Raw genomic sequence first — 26,939 nt, 5'->3', positions numbered from 1 at the left:
CAATCAAGATGCACCGTCAGAAATTCTGACAAAGCTGCTGGATAACAGTGATATATCTTCGACACAAATGAATACGCTCTCCTCATTGATGCGGCAGATTGAGCAGCTAGGGGCTGCGCGCTCACTGCGCCAACATATTGCTAAAGTGCAAAATGGCGGCAGCAAAGCAGATACCTCACGCCCTGGCGGGCCTCTCCTGAGCCGCTTGTCGCGCCAGAAATTGGTTCTGCCCGAGACTTTTACGAGTTTATTTACAAGTAAAACCTCAAAATCAAGCCTCAAAAATCAAGCTCGTTCCCCTATGTTGGCGCTCGTAGCGGTAGTTTCCCTAAGCAGCACTCTGGGCCACCGCTTCTACAACCAGCCGAAACTGGATGTGGGGACGAAAGCTCCTGAGACGATTAAGGCTCCTGCTAGTGCTAGCATCCCCGATTACAAAACTACTGAAGAACAGCGGAAAGCAGCGCGGATCGGGGCTGTAGCGATATTAATGCTCGATCCTGCGGTCGATCGACAAATTTATCAAGAATTGCAACAATTTTTGCAGCAGGGGAGCGAGCTGCGGGCGGCGGTAGGCCCGTTTCCGTTTGTGAGTCCCTCGGCGCTCTCAAATGCGGCTCAGGTTTACTTGCGGGGCTGTCCCGAGTGGGAGTGGCGATCTATTTTGGCGCAAGCGGGGGACAACAGTGCAACTTCCGAGCGGTTGAGTTTGGATTCCCCCGCAATGGCTGGGCAGACGCAGAACAAGTCTCAGCAAGATGCTGTCGCTCAACTGCAAGCTTACAGCCGATCGGTGCGGGCGGCAGACTTTCAAAGCCTGACAGAGACTATTTCCTCTGCTCGCCGACGCTATCTCAATGCTGTGGAGGCGCTTGGAAAGCAGTCGGTTTTAGGACTCCCACAGATTTACGATACTTCGCTGTTTGATTTGTCCGAAGCAGCTTGGCAGAAAACCCAAACGGGTATGAGTCGCGCGGCAAAAAGGATGTTGGCTCAAGGTATCTTGCAGGGGTTGCCAAAAGAAATTTTGAAAGAAGCTGTGAAGCTGCAAGTGGCAGATGAAGTGCCGTTAGAGTCCCAAGCTTTGGCGATTGAGGGTTTAACAGCGATTTTGCAGCCAAATCTGGTGAGAGATCCCGAGGAAACCAAACAGCTAGCTGAATTAGCGGCGCAAAAGGTCAAACCGGTGATGATCGCAGTAGAGCAGGGCGAGATAATTGTTGCAGAAGGAACAGAAATCGCGCAGCAAGATTTCGTGTTGCTGGACTATTTTGGTTTGAGCCGGCGGGGGGTGAATTGGCTGGGGCTGACGGGTTTTGTTTGTTTAGTCGGAGGGGCAATTGCGATCGTACTGCTCGTGGAAAGGCACTACCGCTTGCGCCGCAGAGATCATTTGCTATTGCTGCTGCTGACTTTGAGCGCGCCGGTGCTGGTGAGTTTGGGCCTGCCTTGGACGAGTTTGCCGGCGATCGGGATTTTAGCCGGTGGCTTCTACGGTTCGGCGGTGGGAGTGACTGTGGTGGGGCTGCTGTCGGCGCTGCTGCCCGTTGGCTTAAATGTGGAGTTAATTCATTTGGTGGCTAGCGGGGCAGGGGGATTGCTGGGCGCTTTTATGGCGGGGCGACTGCGATCGCGCGAGGAATTGGCTCTTTTGGGAGTGGCTGTCGGTTTGACTCAGGGTACGGTTTATCTGGTGGGGACTTTGATTGCCAGCGCGGCTGCCGGTGCGATTTGGTACGTCGTACTCGGTACGGTGGGCGCGCAAAGTTTGGCGGGTTTGGCTTGGAGCGTTGTGGCGATCGGCATCAGCCCTTATTTGGAACACGTTTTTGACTTGATTACGCCGATCCGGCTTGCGGAACTTGCCAATCCCAACCGCCCGCTGTTGAAGAAGTTGGCTGCCGAGGCTCCGGGGACTTTTCAGCACACGCTGTTTGTGGCGAGTTTGGCGGAGGCTGCGGCTCGGGAGCTCGGCTGCAATGTAGAGCTGGTCAGAACTGGCACATTATACCACGATATTGGAAAAATGCACGACCCGCTCGGGTTTTGTGAAAATCAAATGGGCGGAGCCAACAAACACGATCAAATTAATGACCCTTGGGCGAGCGCGGAGATTATTAAAAAGCACGTTACCGAGGGCTTGGTGATGGCGCGGAAGCATCGACTGCCGAAGGCGATTCAGGCGTTTATTCCGGAACACCAAGGTACAATGTTAATTGCTTATTTCTACCACCAAGCGCAGCAAATTGCTGCAAAAGAAGCAGAAGATTTAAAGATTGCTTTGCCAGATGCGGATAATTCAAAGTTAACAATCGAAAGTCGGGAAGTGAGGGAGGAGGATTTTCGCTACGATGGGCCGATTCCGCAGTCGCGGGAAACGGGGATTCTGATGCTGGCGGATTCTTGCGAGGCTGCTTTGCGATCGCTCAAGGATGCTACTCATGAAGAGGCTTTGAATATGGTTAATCGGATTTTGAGGGCTCGCTGGCAGGATAATCAGTTGCTCGATTCGGGTTTGACTCGGGAGGATATGTCTCTAATTGCGGAGATTTTTGTGCGGGTTTGGGAACAGTTTAATCACAAGCGGATTGCTTATCCTAGTGCAGTTTTCACTCCTAGGTAGGAAGAAATTTTGAATTGTGAAACCTAGGATCGCATTTGAGTTGTGCATTAGATTTTATTGCGATGTGTCCCGCAAAGCGCCATGCACTTGAGTATTGTCGCTGAAAATTACTACAGTTTGTTTGATTCCTGGGAATTCTGAATAGTCGATATCTATTTGGTCTGCTAGATGCGATCGCAATTTTTGCCAGTCTTGGGCATCGATCGCATTTGCAAAAGCGATGATAGTATCTACAACCTCAGCGCGGTCAACGCTCCAGCGGATTTCTGATCGTTCCTACATAACCAATAAATTTGGTGAGTTGTGAGTTCAAAATATTTGAATTTTTAACCGCAGATGAACGCAGATAAATGCCGATTGTTTATCTTGATTCTATCCCTTGACTCCGGCGGCTGTTTCTGTCGGCACAATGTATTTTTGCAAAAGCAAAAATAGTCCTAAAACTGGAACAATAGAAATAATGGAACCCGCCGCAACTAAACGCCAATCCAAAGAAAATGTCCCGGCTAAATTGGCTACGCCTAAAGGTAACGTGTAATATTCTGGCCTGTCTAAAACTAGCAGCGGCCACAGAAAGTCGCTCCAAGAACCGATAAATACAAAAATTCCTAAAGTAACTAAAGCAGGCTTAATTGCCGGAATCATGACGTGCCACCAAATGCCTAATTCTGTACAGCCGTCGATGCGGGCGGCTTCTTCTAGTTCTTTGGGAACTGCTAGGAATGCTTGTCGTAATAAAAAGATGCCGAAGGCTGAGGCTAGTCCGGGAAAGATTACGCCTAAATAACTATTTTTTAGTCCGAGTTGTACAGTCAATATGTATAAGGGAATCATGACTATTTGGAAAGGAATCATGATTGTGGAAACGATCGTGATTAAGATGGCTTCGCGGCCTCGAAAGTTGAGTCTGGCTAAGGGGTAAGCGGCGAGGGCGCAAAAGAGGACGTTGATGCTAACTGTGAGGCCGGCAATCAGGGTGCTGTTGAACAGGTAGCGGCCGAAGGGGTTGGTTTGCCAAACTTTGATGAAGTTTTCGAGGGTTGGCTGCTGCGGCCACAGTTGCGGGGGAAATTGAAAAATGTTTTCGGTGGGGGATTTGAGAGAGGTACTCAGAAGCCACAGCAGGGGAAACAGCATTAAAAGTGCGATCGCGCTCATGATGCTGTACGTCCACATGGTGCTCCACCGCGAGGGAGTGTTGTTTGGGGAATTTGGTTTTTTGGTTTTGAGATTGTTCATTGTTGGGATATGATTATAAGTCCTTGCTTCGTGAGAAGCCTTGTTGTCCATAAGGGGATTATTGCCATGAAACCGTTTATTTACGAAACTATGTACATTCTGCGCCCAGATTTGGGTGAGGAAATGACAGACCAGGCGATCGCTAAATATCAAACTATTTTGCGCGATCAAGGTGCTGAAAGCATCGAAACTCAGCACCGCGGCAAGCGCCGTTTGGCTTACGAAATCGGCAAGCACCGGGACGGAGTATACGTTCAAATGAACTATACAGCTCCGGGCGCTGCAATTTTTACCCTGGAGCGCGCGATGCGTCTGAGCGAAGAAGTGATTCGCTATTTGACAATCAAGCAAGATGTGCCAGATGCACCGGAAGCGGAAGCGGAAGCGGAAGTCGCCGAGTAGCATTCGTGTCAACTTAACGTCTTATGTAGTACCAGTCTACTGTTTGACGATTAGCGCCGCTTATTCCCCGGCACGCCTTTCTTAAGGGCTACCCTGTACACACAACTTGAAAAACTAACGTCAGAGCCTTTCGCTCCCCCTGGCATCCTTCTGAAAAAGAGGCTAGGGGGATCTTTGCAATTGTGGGTACAGCATAGTTTCTTTAGGGCGGGACTTGATGTTAATTGAAATTATAAGTAGGTAAGCGGGATTAAACCGATCTATGGAACAATATGTAAGCAGGGCTAACTTAGCCACGCTTAGGGCTAAGGATACTTTACAATTCTTAACATAAGTTTGTTTGACAGCGGCTACCTACTTACTAGATTTATAAAATTACGAAAGTGCTTTAATGTTTAAACAGTGAGGATTAAATGCTACCTAAAAAAACTTCATGATGAGAAAAACCGTTCATAGGTTCATCACGTTAGTATTAGCAGGATTTCTATTGGCGATTAGTGGCGTGTGCTGCACATCGCGAAGTTTATCACAAATCCCTCCTCATGGTTTTTATGTTTCACCAAATGGCAGTGATACAAATAACGGTTCAATTGAGCATCCTTGGTCAACAATTAATCACGCAGCGTGGGTCTTAAAAGCGGGTGAAACAGTTTATATTCGGGAGGGAACCTATCGCCTCACCGAACAAATTCAAGCTAAAAATTCAGGGACAGAAAAGGCTTGGATTACTTATAGAGCCTATCCTGAAGAACGGGTTATTATTGATGCGGATGCAGTTAAAGTAGAGCCTCCCTCTGGTAAGAAATCCCATTATCCTCACGATCAAGGTGCATTTTTGTTACAAAATGTTAATTATATTCAAGTTGAAGATTTAGAAGTTATTAATTCTCATAATTCTGGAATTACAGTTAGAAATAGCCATTTTATTAACCTTTATAATAATAAAACAGAAAATACGTTTTCTCCAGGTATTGGTGTTTGGGGGGGCGATCACTATAAAGTAATGGGAAATACGGTTATTAATGCAAACGACCTGAAGATGGCTGACTTTTTAAATGATTTTTCAGAAGCTCCCCATGAAGCAATTTCAATCGGTGGGGTTGAAAATTTTGAAGTTGCTTATAACTTAGTTAAGGATGGGAAAAAAGAAGGAATTGATGTTAAAGAAAAGAGTAAATATGGAACCGTCCATCATAACTATATTCACCACATGGCACGACAAGGATTATATGTGGATAGTTGGGTGGGAGTCTTAGAAGATGTTGAGGTCTTTAATAATGTTGTTCATGATTGTAATGGGGCAGGATTTGCTTTAGCAGTAGAAGGAGGTTCAGAAGCAAAAAATATTCGATTTCACCATAACTTAATTTATGATAACTGGGGAACCGGAATTCTCTTTGCCCGATGGGGAAATGATGGGTTACGGCATAATATTAAAATTTATAATAATACGGTTCATCATAATGGTTATGGTAAACCGAACCCAGGAGAAAGCTTTTTTTGGATTACTGGAGGGTTATATTTATTTTCTGATAATCTTCAAAATGTTGAAATCAAGAATAATATTTTTAGCAATAATAGGGGATTTCAAATCGGTTATAGCGAGCGCTATTTGGCGGCTAACTCTGACATCGAAAAGATTTTGCGTCAAAAAGATATTGAGATTAGCCAGAACTTAATCTTTGGAGAAAATAACACCACCAGTCCGATTTATGCTGGATGGCTTCCTGATAACTATGCGAATATCTATGGAACGAATGGAACTGCTGCGGTCACAGAAGAACCTCAATTTGTTAATCCTGAAGAAGGAAATTTTTACTTAAAATCTCCGGTCAGTAACCCAACCCCATTAACTGCTGATTCTAAAACATCTCAGATGAGAGTTGGAGCTTTTCCCAATGGAGAAAAACCCCTTTTTTGGTGGCAGGGTAAGTTCCCACCTCAATTTCCTGATTTACCCCAATAAACCCTTCATTAAAATAAGTTGTGTCTGTAATAATTAATTGTTAATAGTTGTATTAAGTACCTAAACAAAATTAATTACACAACTCAATAATAATGATTTAAGTAGGTAACCGGGATTAAACCGAGCTATGTAACAATATGTAAACAGGGCTAACTTAGCCACGCTTAGGGCTAAGGATACTTTACAATCCTTAACATAATTGGGTTTTACAGCGCCTACCTACTTAGCTACGTATTAAATTTACTGTTAACTAAGGCAACTTCGACTCCCTTGAGAGGCCAAATTCTGCATCCATAACTTTGAACCAAACTATAAAGTTATTTTTGCCCTTGGCAATTACGTAGTCGCTCAAATGTAGCTCTTAGAAGATCAATATTGTCAAATTTTGCCAACTGCTGCTTGAGGTTGGGCCTGAATCCACTAGCCCAAGCCCGATCGCACTCCCTGCACCCTCGATCGACCATCTCGCCCAATAGCCCAATTGTAAAGTTTTATGACAATTTTGATTTGGTAGCTTTAGATACAGAATTGTCTGTTATAGTGATAGAAGAGAAGAAAAAACAGCCCAACATTAATCTAAAGAATACGGAGGAACCGCATATGTCTACCGAAAATCAAGCTCGCTCTCTGATGATGCGCCACCACCAACTGGTGAAGAACCGGCAGCAATCCATGCTCAACCGCACCGCCACCGAAGTCGGGATGGAAGATTCGCACTACTGGGGTCACATTCAAGGCAAACCGCAGCCCAGCTTTCAAGCCAGTTACGATCGCAGCAACGCCACTATGAGCTAGGGCAAGCTCAATTTCGACTATTGTCTACGAAGTTATTACCTATAATTTGGAGAAATTAGTTATGTCAACTCAAGAACAAGCCCGCACCCTGATGATGCGCCATCAACACGTCGTCAAAAACCGTCAGGAATCCATGCTGAGCCGTGTGGCTGCTGAAGTTGGTTTAGATGCTGGCTCTCCAGCGAGTATCGATCGCAAATAACTCCTTTTTTCAACGGCGAGATAGTTGAATCGAGTTTGTTGTTTGCCAGCTAAAAATTAATAATGTCAATTACAAAACCATCGCGACTTCTTCTTGAGTTCTAACTCTAGATTGGAAGCCGCGATTAGTTTTATGGGGAATTGGGAATTGGGAATTGGAATGAGAAATTGGGTTCAAAAGAATCTAAAATCTAAAATCTAAAATCTAAAATCTAAAATCGTTCGACTGAGCGCTCACGCCGAAGTCTAAAATCTAAAATCTAAAATCTAAAATCTAAAATGGTATAATCCCCTTTCAGCAGATTGAAGGCTACTAGGGAGGTCATGATGTCGGACTGGAAAGAAATTGACGGCGGAGTTACAGCACCCAGAGGGTATCGAGCATCTGGAATTACAGCGGGTTTGAAGCCTTCAGGCTTGCCGGATTTAAGTTTAATTTTGTCAGAGGTGGACGCGATCGCCGCAGGAGTCTTTACTACATCCACTGTCCGGGCCGCTTGCGTAGACTACTGCCGCCAGCGTTTGCAAGCGAAACCAAGCGCGAAAGCAATTTTGTGCAATGCGGGACAAGCTAATGCTGCTACTGGCGAACAAGGTTTGGCCGATGCCCTCGAAAGTGCCAAATTGTTGGGAGAAGCGCTGAATATTCCTCCAGAATCAATTCTTTTGGCCTCCACAGGCGTCATCGGACAGCGGATCAAAATGGACCCGCTGAGGGCTGGAATTCCGCGATTAGTTGCTGAGGCATCGGAAACTGGTTCCGATGCGGCTGCTAAGGCTATTTGTACGACTGATTTAGTGCCGAAAACGATCGCCCTGGAAACTATGTTTGGCGATCGACCCGTCCGCATCGGCGGCATTTGCAAAGGTTCGGGAATGATTCACCCGAATATGGCAACAATGCTAGCATTTGTAACTTGCGATGCAGCAGTGTCGTCGCATTTGTGGCAAGAAATGCTGAGTCGGGCGGCTAACAGAAGTTTCAATCAAATTACTGTTGACGGAGATACCAGTACCAACGATTCGCTAATTGCTTTGGCGAATGGTCAATCCCGCACACCGGCAATTACGGAAATGGGGGCGGATGCTGAAAAATTAGAGGCGATGCTGACAGAAGTTTGCGTACATTTAGCAAAGGCGATCGCCCGTGACGGCGAAGGTGCAACTTGTTTGGTGGAAGTGCAAGTTAGCGGCGCGCTGGATGAAGTTTCTGCGAGTAAAATTGCCAAAACAATTGTCGGTTCTTCTTTGGTGAAAGCTGCTATTTTCGGACGCGATCCGAATTGGGGGAGAATTGCGGCGGCGGCTGGGCGCGCTGGTGTACCTTTCGATCAAGAGAATTTGCGGATTGAATTAGGGGATTTTTTGATGCTGGAAAACGGGCAACCGAAAGAGTTCGATCGCGCTGCTGCGAGTAATTACATGAAAGCGGCTGCGGAGGGGGAATATTTGAAAGCTGATACGGTTTTAATTCAGGTTAGTGTCGGGAATGGCAGCGGTTTTGCGAAAGCTTGGGGATGCGATTTGAGTTACGACTATGTGAAGATTAATGCGGAGTATACAACTTAAATAAGTTCGGGCGGTTAGAAACCGCGCTTACAAAAACAAAACCCGACGATAGCGGGTTGAGTAAATTTAGAACGCGGGTTGAAGTCCGGGAGGCTAGAAACCGCGAATTTTACGGGCACAAAAACAAAACCCGACGATAGCGGGTTTTGTTTTTGTAGGCGCAATCCCAATCGCCAAACCAACGTTTTTTAAACACGAGACAAAAAAAACGAACGCCAACTTATTCAAGTTTTCATCCTCCTTCTTATTCGTCAAAAAAAACTTTTCAATTTCTGGTGGCGTTTCCAAAAGCAATTGCGAGTTGGCGTTAAAAGCAACTTACGCGCAAAAACTCAATAAACCGGGTTTTTAAACCAGGAAAAATGGCCTTAACCCGGTTTCTACGTCCATGACAGGACACTATACCGAAGCTACCAAATGGGGTAGGAAATTTAGGAAATTAGCAAAACTATTTTACCGGTTACTGAGCCTGTTTCTAATAGTTCGTGAGCGGCTCGGGCTGCTTCGAGAGGGAAAGTTTGGCTGACGTGAATTTTGAGCAAATTGCGATCGCACAAACGAGCACACTTCTGCAAAATATGAGCCTGTTGTTCCTGTTCCTCCACCAAACTTTGCAGCATCGGTGTTAACATTAATTCCAGACTAATTCGCAGATTTCGCATTCTCGCTGTGGTCAAATTGCCCAAAGCTGGATCGGGTTCCAAAATTGTTACCAAATCTCCATAAATCTTCACAGCCGGAATAGTTTGATAAAAAGTTTCTCCCCCAACTGTATCGAAAGCCAAGTCAACTCCTTGTCCTTGAGTCCAAGTCAAAACTTCATCGACAACATCAGTATTTTTGTATAAAATTACTAAATCTGCACCTAACTGCTTGACAAAATTGGCTTTTTCCTCAGAACTAACTGTAGTGCAAACCTCAGCACCCTGCAACTTAGCCAACTGTACCGCGACGTGACCGACACCGCCGGCACCAGCTTGAATCAGCACTTTTTGCCCGGCTTGCAAGCGTCCTCGATCGTACAGCGATTCCCATGCTGTAATTAAAACTAACGGTGCCGCCGCCGCCTCAGCAAAACTTAAAGCAGCAGGCTTGAGGGCGAGAAAGCGTTGGTCTACAACGGCAAACTCAGCATAAGTACCCCTCGACCCGCCCAAACCGCCGTTGCAGAAAAAAACCTCGTCTCCCACTTGGAAACTTTGCACACCAACACCTACAGCCTCTACGACTCCAGCACCGTCGCACCCCAAAACGTGAGGAGTTTTCTCGGGGTAAAAAGTGCCGCGCGCCCGTAACTTAGTATCTATCGGATTTATACCCGCCGCTCGCAACCGCACCAAAACATCAGTTTCTGTTTGTATAGTAGGGGCGGGGATATCTTGCAGTTGCAATACTGACGGGCTTCCGGGGGTTTCAAAAACGATTGCTTTCATCATGGGTGTTACACTATATCAGATAATCATTGAACTTTATTGTACATTGCTTAGCAAAGCAATAAAAAAAATTCGTTTTTTAAAAAAAATTATGATTGTCGTTGAAAAGCATTACATAGATCGGCAGCATCAGTTTTTTAAACAGTTTGATAACTTATCGTTTCTGTCCATAAATCTCTACAATCATGGTAACTACTACATGAGGAAACACTTTTTTAAGTCGGGGTATCAAGTTCGAGCTGCCAGGAGTCTCAAACATTTATATGCCATCCTAAAACCAACAGCCGACTATAAATCTTTACCCGATCAAATTAGCTATCAAGTTCTCAAACAAGTTTTTCACGATGGGGATGCTTGGCAAAAGTCAATAATGGCTTATTGCCGAGATATCCATCAATTTTTATCTCCCCCTAACATCCAAAAATACCAACCTCAAACCTGTGGACGTAATTTGTCAATTTATTATGAGAACCAATTGATAGGAGAAAGGGGTGAAAATAAAAATAATGGGCTACTTGATTTATCTCAAGGTGACATAATAATTGTTACAAAAGCCCAAGATCTCATAGAGGTAAGGATAGTTCCTGCAACAGCGAGCTACGTTGTTGAGGTTGTTTATGAAAAGCCTGTAACGTTGGTGGATTTAAATCCCCAACTCATAGCAGGTATAGATTTAGAGATTGATAACCTCGTCGCTTTGACATCGAATCAGCTAACCTTTACTCCAACTCTCTATGATGGAAAAGATTTCCAATTAATCAATCAATGTTTCAATAAGCGCCGAGCATTTTTACAATCAAAACTTGAGCAAGGGAAATATACCGCGCGCCAAATCCAGCAAATCACCTTTAAGCGAAACAAGCGAGTAAAAAACTACCTTCATAAAACCAGCAGCTTGATTGTCAAGGGGTTGGTGGATGAGAAAATCGGGCAGTTAGTTATTGGCAAAAATGTGGCGTGGAAACAAAATTTAGCCTTAGCCCAAAAAACTTATCAGACTTTTGTAGTAATTTCTTATGCCAAGCTCAGAGAAATGATTGCTTACAAAGCTGAGTTAGTGGGTATCGAGGTAACAGTTACAGAAGAATCTTATACAAGTAAGTGCAGCTTTTGGGATTTAGAGCCTGTCGGTAAGCAAGAGTCTTACCAGCGTAAGAGAGTTAAACGTGGGTTGTTTCGGTCTTGGAATCAAACCCTGATTAATTCTAATGTGAATGCAGCATTATTAAATATGATTAAAAAAATAAACGGAAACTCACCCTTTGAGGAGTGTAGAAACCGTATAGAGGTGTTTGCAGTTTCACCTGTACGGGTTGATCCTGTACGAAAAGAACCACAAAAAGTTCGGTAATGTCAAGTATTGCCCGGTTTTTTGTGAACTGTTAACTCTGTTGTCGCTTTCACTGCGATCCTACCTTGTATTCGTTACCCATCCGTGACGATACTTAGTGATTTTTTAATAGATTGGCTTTAGATAACTACAACAATTGTTGAGCGGTGCTAATCGATGTTCGATCTAGATGTATTTTTTTACTTTGAGATTCTGGCATACCTTCTGGGATTATCGGTGACTTTAGCCTTGGCGTCCGCGATTTATCTCAAGTGGCAGCGAAGACCCCCCAGTCTCCCTTTGGCAGAAGAGAAACGGCCGTTGGCAGAATTAAACCCCGCAGATAAATCTGGGGGATTGAAAATTTGGAAAAACTGTGGGATTATCTCCAACTCAAATCTGTTGCCGCCAACTGAGAGATTATTGGGTAAAGTTTTAAGTACAGGCGGCGCTCTATTCTTGCGCCAGAAGCAGCGCCCAACTGTGAATTCTTCGCCTCTTGTCGGGCCTGGAAGCATCCAAACCCTAAGTGTGAGCATTTCGGGTTCGATGGGGGAAAATCGCGATCGCCCGAAGGCCGATAATCCTCCCAAACTAACTGCTTCCGCGCAATTAGAGGAAGATTTGCTGGGCGAGATTCTAGCAGGTACTGATTCGCCGGCGGGAGCAGAATTCTTTGATGCCTTAGTTCGCCACTTAGCCTCAGCACTCGGAGTTTGCACCGCCGTCGCAGCCAAATTGATTAAGTCGAAGGAACGCGCCGATGCTGCTCCCGATAGATTGCAAGTTATCAGTTTTTGGAGCGACGGACTGTGGCCGCCAAACTTTGAGTGCGACACCGCCAATACTCCCGAAGCGCTGGTGATCGAGCGGGGAATGTACTCCTGTCCTGACTGCCTCCTGGAAACCTTTCCAGAAGACCGCAGATTGCTAGTTACAGGTGCGCGCAGTTTCCTGGGAGTCTTGCTGAAAAACTCTTACGGCGAACCTTTAGGCATTATTTGTATTTTCCACGATCGACCCCTCCCGGAAGCACATCTTGCCAACTTCCGACTAATCCTCAGCATTTTTGCCGGACGGGCCGCCGCCGAATTAGAGCGCCAGCGCCTAGAAGCAGCACTGTCCACTGTAGAAGCAAAATACTGCGCTCTTGTAGAACAAATGCCGGCTGTCACCTACATTTCTCCCCTCAACCGCACCGCTGCCAAACTTTATATCAGCCCGCAAATCGAGACTTTTCTGGGTTATTCTGTAGCTGAATGGAGGGCCGACCCCGACCTGTGGCTGAAACTCGTTCACCCAGAAGACCGCGATCGCGTGTTAGTTGAAAACGCCACACAGAAATTTACCAGTGGAGAAGAGATATTTTGGGACGGGCCGCTCGTTTCAGAATACCGCGCGATCGCCCGCAACGGCCGAGTCGTCTGGTTCCGCGATCGAGCGACTGCAGTTCGCGATGAAGCAAGCAAGTCCGTCATTCTTCAAGGTGCAATGTTTGACATCACAGAGACGAAAGTAGCTGCCAGCGCGCTGCTAGAAAGCGAATACCGCTATTACACTTTGGCAAAAATCCTGCCGGTCGGGATTTTCCGCGCCGACGCTGGTGGAGATTGCTTGTACGTCAACCAGCGATTTTTGGAGATGGCGGGGCTGACAGCACCACAGGCAATAGGCGAAGGTTGGACGCAAAGTTTGCATCCCGAAGACCGCGATCGCGTTTTGAGCGTTTGGTATGGCGCTGTCAAAGAGAAGTTGCCTTGTAAATTAGAGTACCGCTTTTGCAACGGCGACTTCACAACCTGGGTATTTTGGCAAGCAGTGCCAGAAATTGCCAAAAGCGGGGAAGTTCTGGGCTATCTCGGCACCTTGACCGATATCAGCGATCGCAAGCAGGCAGAATTCGCGCTGCAACAGGCCGAAGAGAAATACCGCAGCATCTTTGAAAATGCGATCGAAGGCATTTTCCAGGCAACGCCCGACGGGCGCTACCTCAGTGCTAACCCTGCTTTGGCGAGAATTTATGGCTACGAATCGCCCGCCGAATTGATGGCAAACATACGCAACATCGATCGCCAACTCTACCTCGATCCCGAGCGCCGCGTCGAGTTTTTGCACGAGATCGAAAAACACGGTTTTGTGTCAGAATTCGAGTCCCAAGTTTACCGCGCTGACGGCACCACTATCTGGGTTTCCGAGAACGGCCGGGCTGTTCGGGGCGCTGGCGACAAATTGCTTTACTACGAAGGGACTGTCGAAGATATCACCGTCCGCAAAATAGCAGAAGAGAAGTTAGTACACGATGCTTTGCACGATATGCTAACCGGTTTGCCCAACCGAGCTTTATTTATGGATCGCTTGGGACACGCGATCGAGCTTTCAAAACGCCGCCCCGAGGTTGTGTTTGCGGTGCTGTTTATCGATCTCGATCGCTTTAAGGTTGTTAACGACAGTTTGGGGCATTTAGTGGGCGATCGGTTGCTGATCGCGATCGCGCAGCGTCTGGGAATCTGTTTGCGCACTGGAGATACCGTTGCCCGTCTCGGCGGCGACGAATTCGCTATTTTGCTGGAAAATATTAATAGCGCCGAAGATCCGATCCTGATTGCCCAACGAGTCCAAGCGGAACTGGCAGAGCCTTTTTACCTTAATGAGTATCAAGTTTTTACCAGTGCTAGCATTGGGATTGTTTGTTCTGGTTTTCCTCCTCCGTATCCAAGGGAAACCAGCAAACTGTCGATCGCCGGGAATCTGGGAAATATCGAGCGGGAAACTTCTTTGTCTTGCTTAGCTTCCGACTCTCCTGTTCCCAATGTCCCGTTCCGAACATTGTACGATCGACCTGAAGAACTGCTCCGAGATGCAGATGCTGCCATGTATCATGCTAAGGGATTGGGCAAAGCTCGTCACGAAGTTTTTGACTTAAGTATGCACACTCGCGCCGTCGCCCTTTTGCAACTGGAAAACGACCTGCGGCGCGCTTTAGAATCCCAGGAATTCCAGCTTTACTATCAGCCGATCGTCTCTCTAACTAGCGGTACAATCAGGGGTTTTGAAGCGCTGCTGCGGTGGTATCACCCGCAGCGAGGTTTAGTCTGTCCCGGCGAGTTTATTTTAGTAGCAGAAGAAACTAGATTGATTGTACCTATTGGTTGGTGGATGATGCGATCGGCTTGCAGTCAGACCCACCAGTGGCACCAACAATTCCCAGAAAACCCGCCGTTGACTGTCAGCGTCAACCTTTCTAATCAACAATTTAAACAACCGGATTTAATCGATCGCATACGCGAAATTTTACAAGAAACTCAGCTTGACCCCCGCACTTTAAAGTTAGAAATTACTGAAGGCGTCATCATGGAGAATGCCGAATCAGCAGTCGCTATCCTCGCAGAATTGAAAAAATTAGAAATTCAATTATATATTGACGATTTCGGCACTGGCTATTCTTCTTTGAGCCGCCTGCACACTTTTCCAACTGACGCTTTAAAAATCGATCGAGCTTTTGTCAGCCGCATGACTGAAGATGAAGGAAACGAAGCCATTGTACAGACAATTTTAATTTTAGCCAGTCATTTAGGCATGGATGTAATTGCTGAAGGAATCGAAACCAGCGAACAGCTTAATTTACTCAGAGCGCTGCAATGCGAATACGGACAAGGATACTTTTTCTCAAAGCCGATAGACAGCATCGCAGCCACACTTTTGATAGAAAGTCAACCCAAATGGTAATTAGTCAGGAGTCATTAGTCATTGGCAATTGCTAATTCGGAATCGGGGAGCGGGAATTGGAAATTGGAAATTAGCAATTGGAATTTAAAACCTTCTTCCTTCTTCCTTCTTCCTTCTTCCTTCTTCCTTAAACTTTCGCTTCCAAAGACTTGAGAAACTCAGTATTTACCCCCGACTCTCTCGTTAGGGCAATTTTCCCAGTCCGAGCAATTTCCTTAATCCCAAATCTATTCAGAACCTGGACGATCGCCACCATTTTACCCGGATCTCCGACAACTTCTAATGTCAGCGTATCATCACCAATATCCACCACTCGCGCTCTAAAAATCTGAGCTAACTCAATTACCTCCGATCGCGTCCCGCTAGCAGCATTAACTTTCAGCAACATCAACTCCCGTTCCACACAGGGAATTTCCGTTATATCCTGAACTTTTAGTACGTTAATCAACTTGTACAGTTGCTTGGTCAACTGCTCGATAACCTGGTCATCTCCGGGTACAACCATCGTAATCCGAGATATTCCCACTTGCTCCGCCGGGCCAACGGCGAGACTTTCAATATTAAAACCCCGACGGGCAAACAAACCAGCAATTCGAGTGAGGACACCCGCTTCATCTTCAACTAAAACCGAAAGAGTGTGTTTCATTTCTCCAAAAAAGACGCATTTCGTGCAATTCTACTTTCGCCAATTCGCCTTTTAGCAGAAGTGCACGCCCATTGAACCTGCCTTAGACATTTTATCGCGAGTTATTGGCCGTTCATCTCCGGGAAAAAACAATATATTAAGCTGTCGGGGCCAGAGTCACGCCCGATCGACAATATCAGTCACAGATCGGCGTAAATCCGCCCCCACTGGCTTCTTGTGGTCGATCGCACGCACGCGATCTAAGTTTTTTTGTGTACCGACGTACAAAATTACTTTAGAGAATAAAAAGTTTTCAGGTCTTGTGGCTGACGGGACTGAAATTTTGAGACCAATTGGTCTCAAAATTCCTTCACATAAAAACCCGGTGTTGCAGCGACGGCATCTGGCGGCGGACTTGTTCTAGTCGATCGGGATTAATTTCTGCGATCGCCACACCCGGTTCCTCTCCAGCATCAGCCAAAACCACACCCCAAGGGTCGATAATCATCGCGTGACCGTGAGTTTGACGGCGACCGTAGTGGCGGCCAGTTTGTGCGGGGGCGATCGTATAACAAGTATTCTCGATCGCCCTAGCTTGCAGCAAAACCTTCCAGTGATCCTTGCCAGTGTAAGCCGTAAACGCCGCCGGCACGAACAAAACATCAGCCCCCTTGTACGACAAATGCCTGTACACTTCCGGGAACCGCACGTCATAGCACACCGAAAGTCCCAGCGTCCCCAACTCCGGCGACGCATAAACCGGTGGCAAATCTTCACCAGCTTTCACAGTGTTCGATTCCCTGTAAGTAATGCCGTCTGGCACATTCACATCGAACAAATGTACTTTTCTGTACCTTGCAACTTCAGTGCCGTTTTGGTCTACCAGCAAAGAGGTATTGTATACCTTCCCCCCCTCCGTCGGCACGGGAAATCCGCCGCCCAGAATCATTACCTGGAACCGCTGGGCCATCGTTTTGAGGAATTTTTCGCTTTGGAGCCCGATCGCCTCTGCTGAAGCAATCTTTTCCTCCTCTTCTCCGATAAACGAGAAATTTTCTGGTAAGGAAACTAACTCTGCACCTTGACGCACTGCCAGGTCGATTAATTCCTCTGCCTGAACCAAATTTTTTTGCAGGTCAGGCAAGCTAGTCATTTGAATTGCTGCGGCGAGATAAGACTTCATCGATTCACAATATTAGTCATTAGTCATTAGTCATTAGTCATTAGTCATCAGTCAACAGTCATTAGCCATTAGTCATTAGCAACTAATTTGATAACTAAATAGTTTAGATGCTTGGCTTTTCGCCATTTATGTGCTCGTCTTGTACCAACCTACTGGTACGGTTTGAGAGTTTTGATCTTTTAGCGCTAAATTAACCTGTAACTCATCACTCAAAAGTCAAAACTCTCAACTTTTCTCTCCTAGGTTTTGCAACCTAATTTCCCTCAAATCTTAAGGCATCGGATGGAAAAGCAGGTCTGGGAAAAAGCGGTTAAATTCAATTAAACCCGCAGCTTGAATAGATATCCAAAGGATAGCCAAGACTGGTGCGGTCGAAAGAAACTTGACAAAGTATTGCATGAATTCTGCTCCTAAAAATTTGAGACAGTTGGTAATTGCCGATCGATCTAGGGCTAATTGCTAATTCTCAGTTAATTGATTAACTGTTAGCTATTAGCTCTTCTCCATTTCCCAATTTTAGCGGGGGGAAACAGTAATTTCGTCGTCCTTTGCAAACATTTCACCGCTGGTGATTGATGTCAGAGCTGCCAGAGGCCATAAAACGCCGCTCAGCATACATTTGATTGCCAAAGGAACGTCGATAATAATCTCTTTTTCCTCTGGGGTTGCTGATTTTTTGGTAACTTGCAGATAAGAACGGCCCACCCAACCAATCCAACCTGCGATATACAAGAACAGTATGCTAGGAATCAAAAAGTCTCCTGCTTTGCTCAAGTTGCCGTCTACGATTAAGTGCGGGTATCCTTCGGGGCCGCACATAGCTTGAGAATAGCGCTCGAACCGCGCTTTCGCAGATGCCGGGTCGCCATTAGTAGAACGTGCATTTTTAGCCAGTTCCTTGAATTCGGGAGAGTCCTTGCACGGCACTAAATTGTAAGCCGAAGCAACTGGAGCAAAACTGATCCAGACACTCAACACTAAAATTGCAGCAAACAATCGTCGCATGGAATTGTTTCCTTTTGTTACAAAACAATAAGTTTTTGTACAAGCATTTCAACTTGCCGATCTGGAATCCAGATTACCGTGTTTCTTGACAGTCTCAAGTATCCATCATTGATGCGACAAAGCCCAATAAAAAGAGGGATTCGCGTTTTCATAGGTCAGTGCTGAGCTAGCAATACCGCGAGGATATTCCTTCATTGCATCAGATGATGGCCTTACCTGTCGATCGGGCAAATATCCCTCAGCAATAACCTGAGTACAGGTATAGCGGGGGACTTGCGCCGAATTAGTTAAGCTAGCAATAGCTAACCTATCAAATAAAATTACCAGTTAATGGCAACCATTTTCGCAATCGAAACAAGTTGTGACGAAACAGCAGCAGCAATTGTTAAGAATCGTCAAGTTTGCAGCAATGTTGTAGCATCGCAAATTAAAATCCACGAGCAGTACGGCGGAGTAGTGCCGGAAGTGGCTTCGCGGAGTCACCTAGAAATGCTAAATCAGGTAATTGCCCAGTGTCTCTCGGAGGCAAATCTGAGTTGGTCAGAAATTGACGGCATTGCAGCGACTTGTGCCCCGGGTTTAGTAGGTGCATTGTTAGTCGGGCTGACAGCGGCGAAAAGCTTGGCAATAGTCCGTCAAAAACCTTTTTTAGGTGTCCACCACCTCGAAGGGCACATCTACGCTTCTTACCTTACCGAACCCGACTTGCAGCCACCGTTTTTGTGTTTGTTAGTTTCCGGGGGACACACCAGCTTAATTTACGTCAAAGATTGCGGCGTTTACGAAACTGTAGGACACACGCGCGACGACGCCGCCGGTGAAGCTTTTGATAAAGTCGCGAGACTGTTGCAGCTAGGATATCCGGGCGGGCCAATGATTGACAAATTAGCCGCCCTTGGCAATCCCCAAGCATACCCCCTGCCAGAAGGCAGAATTTCGCTGCCTGGTGGCGGCTACCACCCCTACGACAGCAGTTTTAGCGGGTTGAAAACAGCGGTTTTGCAATTAGTGCAGAAACTCAAAAAACAAAATAACAATGTGGATGGGGAAGGCTTCTTGCCTGCCTCTACAATTAATGATATTGCGGCCAGCTTTCAGGAAACAGTAGCTAAGAGTTTAACGAAAAGAGCGATCAACTGCGCGCTAAATTTCGGGCTTACCACCATTGCCGTCGGGGGCGGAGTTGCAGCAAACAGCGGACTGCGAAAACACTTACAAGCAGCAGCAGCCAAACACAATTTGCGAGTATTGTTTCCGCCATTAAAATATTGTACAGACAACGCAGCAATGATCGGCTGTGCGGCGGCCGAACACTTGCAGCGAGGACACACATCGCCGCTGACTTTGGGAGCAAATTCGCGCATGGCTGTCAGCGATATTATGGAACTGTACAATAGTCATTAGTTATTAGTCATTAGTCATTAGTCAACAGTCAACAGTCAAGCAAACGATGAAAATCCGCGACGCAGAAGAAAGCGATTTGCCAGCAATTGTCGAAATATACAACGCAGCAATACCGGGTAGAATAGCCACAGCAGATTTAAAACCAATCTCAGTCGAAAGCCGCCTTCAGTGGTACAGAATACACTCCCCCAATTCCTTGCCTATTTGGGTAATCGAATCAGAACAAAATATTGTTGGCTGGCTGAGTTTTCAGCTTTTCTACGGACGCGCCGCCTATCAGCATACAGCAGAAGTTAGCATTTACGTCGCACCCGATCGCCAGCGCTGCGGAATCGGACAAAAATTATTGCAATCGGCAATTGTGCGGAGTCCAGAATTGAAGCTTAAAACTCTCATGGCAATAATTTTTGCTCACAATCAGCCGAGTTTAAGATTGTTTGAGAAATTTGGCTTTCAGCGGTGGGGATATCTGCCGCAAGTTGCCGAACTTGACGGCGTAGAAAGAGATGTCGTAATTCTCGGTTTGCGTTGTTTGTAGGAACTTACGCGAGAGCCCTTCATCGTGTCAACTTAGCATTAAATGTAGTACCGGTCTGCTGTTTGACGATATAGGCCCAGATCCCCCCTAGCCCCCCTTAAGAAGGGGGGGACAGGAAGCGCTCAAAGTCCCCCTTCTTAAGGGGGATTTAGGGGGATCGAGACTACGGTACAAGAGAGATTTTCAAGGCTCGGATGTTTGCTCAATCTGCTAAAATTGTAATTTCATCCAAAGATGCGATCGCCACATCAGCTTTTTCCAAATGACGAACCTGCGCATTTCCCCAACAAATCCCGATACAGCCGGCCGCGCCCGCATTTTTACCCATCTGAATATCGCCCGCTGAATCTCCTACCATCAAAGTTGCTGCGGGTTCAACTCCCAGTTTCTCACAAGCTTGCAAAAACAATTTTGGGTCTGGTTTGTGAAGGGTTGAATCAACTCCCATTTCTAACTGAATGTAGTCGCTTAATTCGTGGTGTTTCACAAACTTCTGCACAACCTCCGTCGTAGCAGCCGAAAGAATTCCCAGCTTCAAACCCGCTTCCGAAAGATATTTCAGCACTTCCAAACTGCCGACAAATAAAGGAGAAACAGCACTATTTTTAAACATTTCGTCAGCTTCGTCAAAAGCGCGGCGCGCAATAGTTAAAGATTCCAGCCATCCCCTGCCGGTTTCCGCGATGTATCCCGCTGCAACAATCTCATTTTCCCTGCGGCTGCCCACTGCTAGCAAGCCCGTGGGGTCAATGCTGCCGCTTTCGATGCCGAAAGCCATTTGTAAAGGCTCTCCAACGCCCGGAATTTGAGCGTCTGCGAGGCGCGCTCGCTTCATCCCCAACAGTCTCAAAAACTCCTGAGAATCCTCTAGAGTGCCGTCTTTGTCAAAGATTGCGGCTTCGATATTTGAGAAGGTAATGCCCCGACATTTAATAGTTACCAAGAATCATAACTCCTGAATTTGTATATTTTTTTCTATTTTCTCACGTTGTGTTTTTTTTAGCAATTGTTTTTAGGAATTGTTAATTATAAAAACAATTTGGTGTTTCTATAAGATAAGGCTACAACCATGTTGTGTCCCTCTAAAATTAGGAGACAACCATGTTGTCTCCCAACAAAAGCAGGACACAATATTTGTAGGGAAACGGCAATGCCTTGTCCGGCGCGGGACTCTGCGACTTTTAATGATTAATATTAAGATTGAAGAAGGTTGTTTTCCTACAAAATCAGGACACAACAGTGTTGTGTCCCTACAAGATCGGATTGTATGCGACTGGGGAAACGGCCCAGGCTAAGTCTGGCGCGGGATTCTGAATGCGTGTGACAAGAAGCGGTTAAAACTGCCGAGTCGAATCTCAAAATAAATTAAAATCTCCCTACTAGATTGGCAATAATTAATCCTAGTTGAACAGGCTTGATCGGCTTAGCAATATGAGTTTGAAAACCAGCTTCGATCGCCCTTTCTTGTTCTCGATCGCTCGCATACGCAGTCAGCGCGGCGGCTGGGATTTTTCCTCCAGCTTCCGCAGCAAGAGCTCGCACTTGCCGAATTAAGAAATACCCGTTTTCCTCAGGCATTCCGATATCCGAGATTAGCACGTCATATCTGCCGGGTTTTGCCGTCAAAGCCTCCATCGCTGCTTTTGCAGATTCTACTGCCAAAACATCAGCCCCGTAGTTTTCCAGCACAAATTTTAAGAGATCCCGGGTATCAGCCTCATCATCTACAACTAAAACTTGCAAACCATCCAAACAGGGAAGGCGCTCATCGATGAGCGTCTCTGTGGCCTGCTCTGGCAATGGAGCCTGCTCTGGTGCGCTTGGCGGTGTCAACTCTTCAGGCGAGGCTCTCAACGGCAATCTCAAAGTTATTGTAGTTCCTTGTCCCTCACCCGGACTATCGGCTTGCACCGTTCCCCCGTGCAGTTGAACAAGATGGTACACGATCGACAATCCCAATCCCAGCCCTTGATTCGCCTTAGTCGTGCTGGAATCTCCTTGGCGGAAGCGATCGAAAATATACGGCAATAACTCAGGCTTAATCCCTTTTCCCGTGTCGGTGACTCGAACTTCAGCATAATTCTCGATCGCCGAGAGCGTGATTTCTACTCGTCCCCCCACCGGAGTAAACTTAATCGCATTAGACAGGATATTCCATAAAACTTGCTGCAAGCGATCGATATCGCCTAAGACATTTACAGAACTCAAATGCGGAACAATTTGAATGTTTTTTGCGGAAGCTGAGAATTGAACCCCTTCCAGCGCAGCTTGCACCACTAACCGCAGATCGATCGAACGGGTAGACAGTTTAAGCTGGCCGTTGGTAATCCGAGAAATATCGAGAAGATCTTCGATTAACTGAGCTTGCGCCCTCGCGCTGCGCTCGATCACCTCTAAAGCGCGATCGGTTTCTGCTTCTTTAAGCTTCCGGGATCGCAGCATTTGCGACCACGCCAGAATCGGAGTCAGGGGATTGCGCAATTCGTGGGAGAGATTCGCTAGAAATTCATCTTTAGCTCGGTTCGCCCTTTCTGCTTGTTGGCGGGCTGACTGTTCCTGCTCCAATAACTGCGATCGCTCTGTCTCAAACTGCTTGCGATCGGTGATATCCTCGATCGACAGCAGAATCATTGAAACCCTCTCTTCGGGTTCAACCTTACAAGCATTTAGCAGCAAAGTTTTCTGCCCCAGCCGCCCAAAAACCTGCTCGATCTCAAAGTTGGTAATCTCAACATTATTAACCAGAAGATCTTCCAAAAGCTCTCGCAGTTCCGGGCTACTCCACGGCCCGGTAGCAAATTCCAACCAGGAATCTTGAGCGGTTTCTGAAGATGAAACTTGAAACGTTTCGTATAACGCTCGATTGGCGGTGTTCACTTGCAAATCAGCATCCAGTACCATTAAAGGCGTTGGCACGCTTTCCACAATTGTTTCCGCATAGTTGCGGGCTGTTTCTAGAGTGGCAGCACTGCGTTTGAGAGCGTCAATATCGATTAAAACCATTACCACACCCTCAATCTGGTTTTCCGCTGTGCGGTAAGGACGAATGCGGAGGGCGTACCAATATCCCGATTGAGTTTGCACTTCTTGTTCTTTGGTCTGGAGATTCTCGATCACCTCCAAAATCATCTCTTCCAAGTTGGGAATCTCCAGATTAACTCGGATGTCGCTAAAGGGACGCCCGACATCGCTAGAAATCAGATTGAACAGCCGCTGTGCCATTGGCGTAAAGCTGCGAATCCGCAAATCGTTTCCCAACATTAAAATTGGAATATTGATACTGGCCAGCAAATTAGTCACGTCGTTATTAACCTGCTGCAAATCGAGATTTCGAGTGCGAAGTTCCTCCACAGTGGTAATCAGTTCTTCGTTAGTAGCTTGAATTTCTTCTTTAGCTGTTTCTAGTTCCTCGTTGATGCTTTGTAGCTCCTCGTTGCTCGATATAATTTCTTCGTTGGCAACTCTGAGGTCTTGCGTGAGATTTTCTTGCTGCTCTACCACCGATTGCAGGTGTGATTGAGCTATGTTTTTCTCTTGTTTGGCGATGGCAAGTTCTTGCCTCAGGCGCATTACTTCCCGCTCTAAATCGCTTGGTTCTAAGCTATCCAAACTGTCGATTATCAGGTCGATCGCTGGGGGTAAACTTTCTTCAAACAACACCAAAAAGTAGCGTGTTTCCGCGCTAGCCGGCTGGAACGGAATCACCTCAAAATTGACTAGATGCCTCTCCTCCCCCTCTTGCACCCTCAGCCGTTCTTTTCTAACCGTCACCTTCTGAGTTTGCGCTTGATAAATTGCTGTGCGAAGGTCAACAGACAATCCCGGTACCGCCATTGCGAACAAGTTTAAAGTCGGCGTTCCGGGTGTGAGTCTTAAGTACCGATTGGTGTCTCCCCGGAGTTGCACAATCTCCATCTGCTCGTTGACTACCGCACCCACAGCATTGTACCGCTTTAAAATCAATTGGTCTGTTTCGCGCTGTAAGTCAAAGCTATGAGAAAAATTTGCATTCATGGGCTGCGGATTATCGGGTCGGGTTAGGGGAAAGAAACTTGGCGCAAAAGGCAGCCGGGGAGGAGTCGAAGTTAACTTCTTGGCATAAATTTTAGATGGCCCATCCACTAAAGTAAATAATTCCGAAGATTTGCCCGTACTTTCGGAAGTGCCGAGCATCAGGAAGCCTGTTCGGTTGAGACTGTAATGAAAAACTGACACAACTCGTTGTTGTAAACGTTCTGCCAAGTAAATCATCACATTGCGGCAGCTAATCAGATCGAGATTAGAGAAAGGCGGGTCGATGCCTAAGTTTTGTCGGGCAAACACGCACAGTTCGCGGACTATTTTGCAGATGCGATATCCGCCTTCTACGGAGACAAAGAAGCGATCGCGCCGTTCTTCGGAAACCCCTAACATCTGGTTTTCTAAATAGAAACCAGACCTCGCTTTCTTGATAGCCGTCTCGCTGATATCCGTAGCAAAAATCTGAATCGGCGGCGGGATAACTCGATCGCTCAAAAACTCTAACAAGCAAATGGCGATCGAATAAACTTCTTCCCCTGTAGAACATCCTGCAACCCAAATCCGAATCGGAACTTCTGCCGATTTATTGTGGGTAATTGTGGGGAAAACGTACTCTTTTAAGCGTTCAAAAGCTTCTAAGTCGCGGAAAAAACTGGTGACGTGGATCAGGATTTCTTCATATAAAGCTGTGACTTCCGTCGGATGGTCGAGGAGATATTGAGCGTAATCTTCCAATCGTTCCATCTTGTACAGCACCATGCGCCGCTGCATTCGCCGGTTCAGGGTGGCCGCTTTGTACTGCGTGAAGTCAACGCCTGCGCTCAATTTCAGCAGCCCAAAAATAGTCGCTAAGGCCGATCCCGGTTCTGGCAATGCTTCAGCAATTGTGACGGGGAGCGGCCCAGCCAAAAAGGAATGGTGGCTGAGATTTGCCAGTTCCCGCGCAATTGCCTCAGGCGGCAGAACGAAGTCTACATTACCTGTAGCTACGGCGGTATTCGGCATACCCTCGAATTTTGCTGTTTCTTCGCATTGAGCAAAAGTCACGCCTCCGGCTGCTTTGATTGTCATCAGCCCCAAGGCGCCGTCTCCATCGGCTCCCGATAAAACTACGCCGATCGCTTTGTTGCCCCGATCGACTGCTAAGGAGTCGAAAAACGCATCTGCGGGCATATATTTGCCATCAATCTTCTCTCGGGGCAGCAGTCTCAGCAGCCCTTCTACCAGCAGCAGCTTGGTATCCGGCGGAATGATGTAGACGTGGTTCGGCTCTACAGCGATGCCCTCTTGCGCCTCATTCACGGGCATTTGCGTGCTTCTGCGGAGAATCTCGCTCAGCAGGCTTTGACGATCGGGCGCTAAGTGCTGGATCAGCACAAATGCCATGCCGGTATCTGCGGGTAAGTTGCTCAGCAACTCGATGAATGCTTCCAAGCCTCCGGCAGAAGCTGCAATCCCGACGACGGGAAAGGGGGCATCGGTTTTAGCTTCCGGATCTAGGTTTATTACGTTGGGGGCGATCGGTTTCAATGTATTTTTTTCAGATAAGTTCATAAAAACCCACTTAATTAATGCAGATTAACAGCTAACTAATCTTGCCAGCCTGAGAGTAACTAATACGGATGATCTCTCCTATATAGCATCTTAATTTTCCCGCTTGAGGCAACGGCCTTAAGGATTAAGTACAGTATTACAATGATTAAAGAAATTAAGCAAAAATACTAAAAAAAATCTATTTATTATACTCTCAACGGGGGATATAAAAATATTTTTTGCTTGAAACACCCGGTTCGTAAGTAAATGCCAAATATTATGTCATTGTTCGCGATCGGCAAGCAATCGCCGAGAAGACCCTCGCTTTAGTTTTTGTTACTTAAGGCGATCGGCTTAAGTTGATAACAATTAATTATGTTGTTTTCCTGCAAAATCAGATTGTACGCGATCTTTGTAGGGACAGGAAATTGTTGTGTCCGGCGCGGGACTCGGCGGCTTTTAATGGCTGGTATAAATCGTTTTTTTTTTTTGAAAAGTAAAACTTCTTAAGGTATGTTTCCGGCAAAATTAAGACACAATACTTGTAGAGAAAGGGCATTGCCGTTTTCGGCGCAAGACTCTGCGAGTTTTAATAGTTGGTATAAGATTAGACCTCTTGCAAAAGTCCTTTTCATCAACGATAGCACGGGTTCTCCCGCCCGTGCCACAAGAAAAAAATAACTCTTGTGGCACGGGCATCTTGCCCGTCCTAATTATCTTTGCAAGAGGTCTAGTGAGGAATGTTCCCTAAAAAATCAGGAGATAACATTGTTCGTTGGTATCAACTTAAACCTAAAGGCCGCCAGGGAATGAGTTCCACGGGGCTGATAGCTAAAGTCCTCTCAAAGAGGACTGAAGAATTGATTAGTCCTATGCAAGAGGAATTTAGCTTTGAGGCAGGGGTGAAACCCCTGCCGGACAATTGGTTGTACGTTAAGTTGACCCGCTTTGGGCCCAGGCTAAGTCCGGTGCGGGGATCTAATTCGTTTGACTCTTAAGCGGTTTCAACCGCCGAGTTGAATCGCAAAAAAGTTAAAAAGCTCCCTGCTAGATTGGCAATAATTAATCCTTGTTCAATCGGCTCAATCGGCTGAGCAATATGAGTTTGAAAACCAGCTTCGATCGCCCTTTCCCCGTATGCTAGCGATCGCATACGCACTCAGGCGGCTGGGATTCGTCCTCCGGCTTTCGCAGCAAGAGTTCGCACTTCTGGAATTAAGAAATACTCATTCATCTTCCTAATGAATTCCGATATCCGAGATTAGCACGTCGTATCGATCGGGATTCTCACTCACAGCAGCGATTCCCTGCGGGATAGCCTCGCTCGCGCGTACTTTTGGCAGATGC

20 protein-coding genes are annotated in these 26,939 nt (G+C 46.5%); 11 read left to right on the top strand and 9 right to left on the bottom strand.

Going from position 1 to position 26,939, the window contains the following annotated elements:
• The first annotated feature begins 67 nt into the window (after nt 1-67).
• Nucleotides 68-2,623, top strand: a complete 2,556-nt coding sequence (locus tag QUA54_RS17965; RefSeq protein ID WP_333415677.1) for an HDIG domain-containing metalloprotein — start codon at nt 68-70, stop codon at nt 2,621-2,623.
• A gap of 372 nt (nt 2,624-2,995) precedes the next feature.
• Here the strand turns inward: QUA54_RS17965 and QUA54_RS17960 are convergent, their stop codons facing one another.
• On the bottom strand, nt 2,996-3,799 hold the full coding sequence (locus tag QUA54_RS17960) for a carbohydrate ABC transporter permease (RefSeq protein ID WP_445301564.1): 804 nt from the start codon (nt 3,797-3,799) through the stop codon (nt 2,996-2,998).
• A gap of 129 nt (nt 3,800-3,928) precedes the next feature.
• Between QUA54_RS17960 and rpsF the strand changes: the two genes are divergently transcribed.
• From rpsF to argJ, 5 genes are all read left to right on the top strand, one after another.
• Entirely contained in the window at nt 3,929-4,264 is a 336-nt protein-coding gene (gene rpsF, locus QUA54_RS17955) for a 30S ribosomal protein S6 (protein ID WP_006631907.1), read from the top strand.
• 433 nt (nt 4,265-4,697) lie between these two features.
• Nucleotides 4,698-6,230 carry a right-handed parallel beta-helix repeat-containing protein gene (locus QUA54_RS17950; protein ID WP_333415675.1) on the top strand — a complete coding sequence of 511 codons (1,533 nt, stop codon included), beginning with the start codon at nt 4,698-4,700 and terminating at the stop codon, nt 6,228-6,230.
• Between the two features lie 600 nt (nt 6,231-6,830).
• Entirely contained in the window at nt 6,831-7,025 is a 195-nt protein-coding gene (locus QUA54_RS17945; protein WP_172188081.1) for a hypothetical protein, read from the top strand.
• A 61-nt stretch (nt 7,026-7,086) separates the two neighbouring features.
• Nucleotides 7,087-7,227: a hypothetical protein gene (locus QUA54_RS17940; RefSeq protein ID WP_172188083.1), complete on the top strand. Its 141-nt coding sequence runs from the start codon at nt 7,087-7,089 to the stop codon at nt 7,225-7,227.
• A gap of 326 nt (nt 7,228-7,553) precedes the next feature.
• Nucleotides 7,554-8,795, top strand: a complete 1,242-nt coding sequence (gene argJ, locus QUA54_RS17935; RefSeq protein ID WP_333415692.1) for a bifunctional ornithine acetyltransferase/N-acetylglutamate synthase — start codon at nt 7,554-7,556, stop codon at nt 8,793-8,795.
• Nucleotides 8,796-9,226: 431 nt separating this feature from the next.
• Here argJ and QUA54_RS17930 read toward each other — a convergent pair whose 3' ends face one another.
• Nucleotides 9,227-10,228: a zinc-dependent alcohol dehydrogenase family protein gene (locus tag QUA54_RS17930; protein WP_333415691.1), complete on the bottom strand. Its 1,002-nt coding sequence runs from the start codon at nt 10,226-10,228 to the stop codon at nt 9,227-9,229.
• A 1-nt stretch (nt 10,229) separates the two neighbouring features.
• On the opposite strand from QUA54_RS17930, the gene QUA54_RS17925 reads away from it, so the two are divergent.
• Both QUA54_RS17925 and QUA54_RS17920 read left to right on the top strand, forming a co-directional pair.
• On the top strand, nt 10,230-11,579 hold the full coding sequence (locus tag QUA54_RS17925) for a transposase (RefSeq protein WP_333415674.1): 1,350 nt from the start codon (nt 10,230-10,232) through the stop codon (nt 11,577-11,579).
• Between the two features lie 156 nt (nt 11,580-11,735).
• On the top strand, nt 11,736-15,284 hold the full coding sequence (locus QUA54_RS17920; RefSeq protein ID WP_333415673.1) for an EAL domain-containing protein: 3,549 nt from the start codon (nt 11,736-11,738) through the stop codon (nt 15,282-15,284).
• Nucleotides 15,285-15,411: 127 nt separating this feature from the next.
• Here the strand turns inward: QUA54_RS17920 and ilvN are convergent, their stop codons facing one another.
• The 4 genes from ilvN to QUA54_RS17900 form a co-directional block, all read right to left on the bottom strand.
• Nucleotides 15,412-15,930, bottom strand: a complete 519-nt coding sequence (gene ilvN / locus QUA54_RS17915) for an acetolactate synthase small subunit (protein ID WP_172188093.1) — start codon at nt 15,928-15,930, stop codon at nt 15,412-15,414.
• 349 nt (nt 15,931-16,279) lie between these two features.
• Entirely contained in the window at nt 16,280-17,092 is an 813-nt protein-coding gene (locus QUA54_RS17910) for a carbon-nitrogen hydrolase family protein (protein WP_333415672.1), read from the bottom strand.
• Between the two features lie 270 nt (nt 17,093-17,362).
• Nucleotides 17,363-17,491, bottom strand: a complete 129-nt coding sequence (gene psaJ / locus QUA54_RS17905) for a photosystem I reaction center subunit IX (protein WP_172188099.1) — start codon at nt 17,489-17,491, stop codon at nt 17,363-17,365.
• 117 nt (nt 17,492-17,608) lie between these two features.
• Entirely contained in the window at nt 17,609-18,097 is a 489-nt protein-coding gene (locus tag QUA54_RS17900; protein WP_333130856.1) for a Photosystem I reaction center subunit III, read from the bottom strand.
• A gap of 330 nt (nt 18,098-18,427) precedes the next feature.
• On the opposite strand from QUA54_RS17900, the gene tsaD reads away from it, so the two are divergent.
• On the top strand, nt 18,428-19,501 hold the full coding sequence (gene tsaD / locus QUA54_RS17895; RefSeq protein WP_333415671.1) for a tRNA (adenosine(37)-N6)-threonylcarbamoyltransferase complex transferase subunit TsaD: 1,074 nt from the start codon (nt 18,428-18,430) through the stop codon (nt 19,499-19,501).
• Nucleotides 19,502-19,547: 46 nt separating this feature from the next.
• Nucleotides 19,548-20,039, top strand: coding sequence for an N-acetyltransferase family protein (locus QUA54_RS17890; RefSeq protein WP_333415670.1), 492 nt, complete (start codon nt 19,548-19,550; stop codon nt 20,037-20,039).
• Nucleotides 20,040-20,241: 202 nt separating this feature from the next.
• Here QUA54_RS17890 and QUA54_RS17885 read toward each other — a convergent pair whose 3' ends face one another.
• Nucleotides 20,242-20,982 (bottom strand): HAD family hydrolase, encoded by a 741-nt coding sequence (locus QUA54_RS17885; protein ID WP_333415669.1) that lies wholly within the window; start codon nt 20,980-20,982, stop codon nt 20,242-20,244.
• A 422-nt stretch (nt 20,983-21,404) separates the two neighbouring features.
• Nucleotides 21,405-25,613: a chemotaxis protein CheB gene (locus QUA54_RS17880; RefSeq protein WP_333415668.1), complete on the bottom strand. Its 4,209-nt coding sequence runs from the start codon at nt 25,611-25,613 to the stop codon at nt 21,405-21,407.
• A gap of 719 nt (nt 25,614-26,332) precedes the next feature.
• On the opposite strand from QUA54_RS17880, the gene QUA54_RS17875 reads away from it, so the two are divergent.
• Nucleotides 26,333-26,590: a hypothetical protein gene (locus QUA54_RS17875; protein ID WP_333415667.1), complete on the top strand. Its 258-nt coding sequence runs from the start codon at nt 26,333-26,335 to the stop codon at nt 26,588-26,590.
• On the opposite strand, the gene QUA54_RS17870 is transcribed toward QUA54_RS17875, so the two are convergent.
• Nucleotides 26,587-26,745 (bottom strand): hypothetical protein, encoded by a 159-nt coding sequence (locus QUA54_RS17870; RefSeq protein WP_333189209.1) that lies wholly within the window; start codon nt 26,743-26,745, stop codon nt 26,587-26,589. The two genes, QUA54_RS17875 and QUA54_RS17870, sit on opposite strands and share 4 nt — an antisense overlap.
• Nucleotides 26,746-26,939: the final 194 nt, after the last annotated feature.

Source organism: Microcoleus sp. MOSTC5, assembly GCF_036701825.1.
GTDB classification, from domain to species: Bacteria; Cyanobacteriota; Cyanobacteriia; order Cyanobacteriales; family Microcoleaceae; genus Microcoleus; species Microcoleus asticus.
This window is presented reverse-complemented; position numbering and strand designations above follow the sequence as displayed.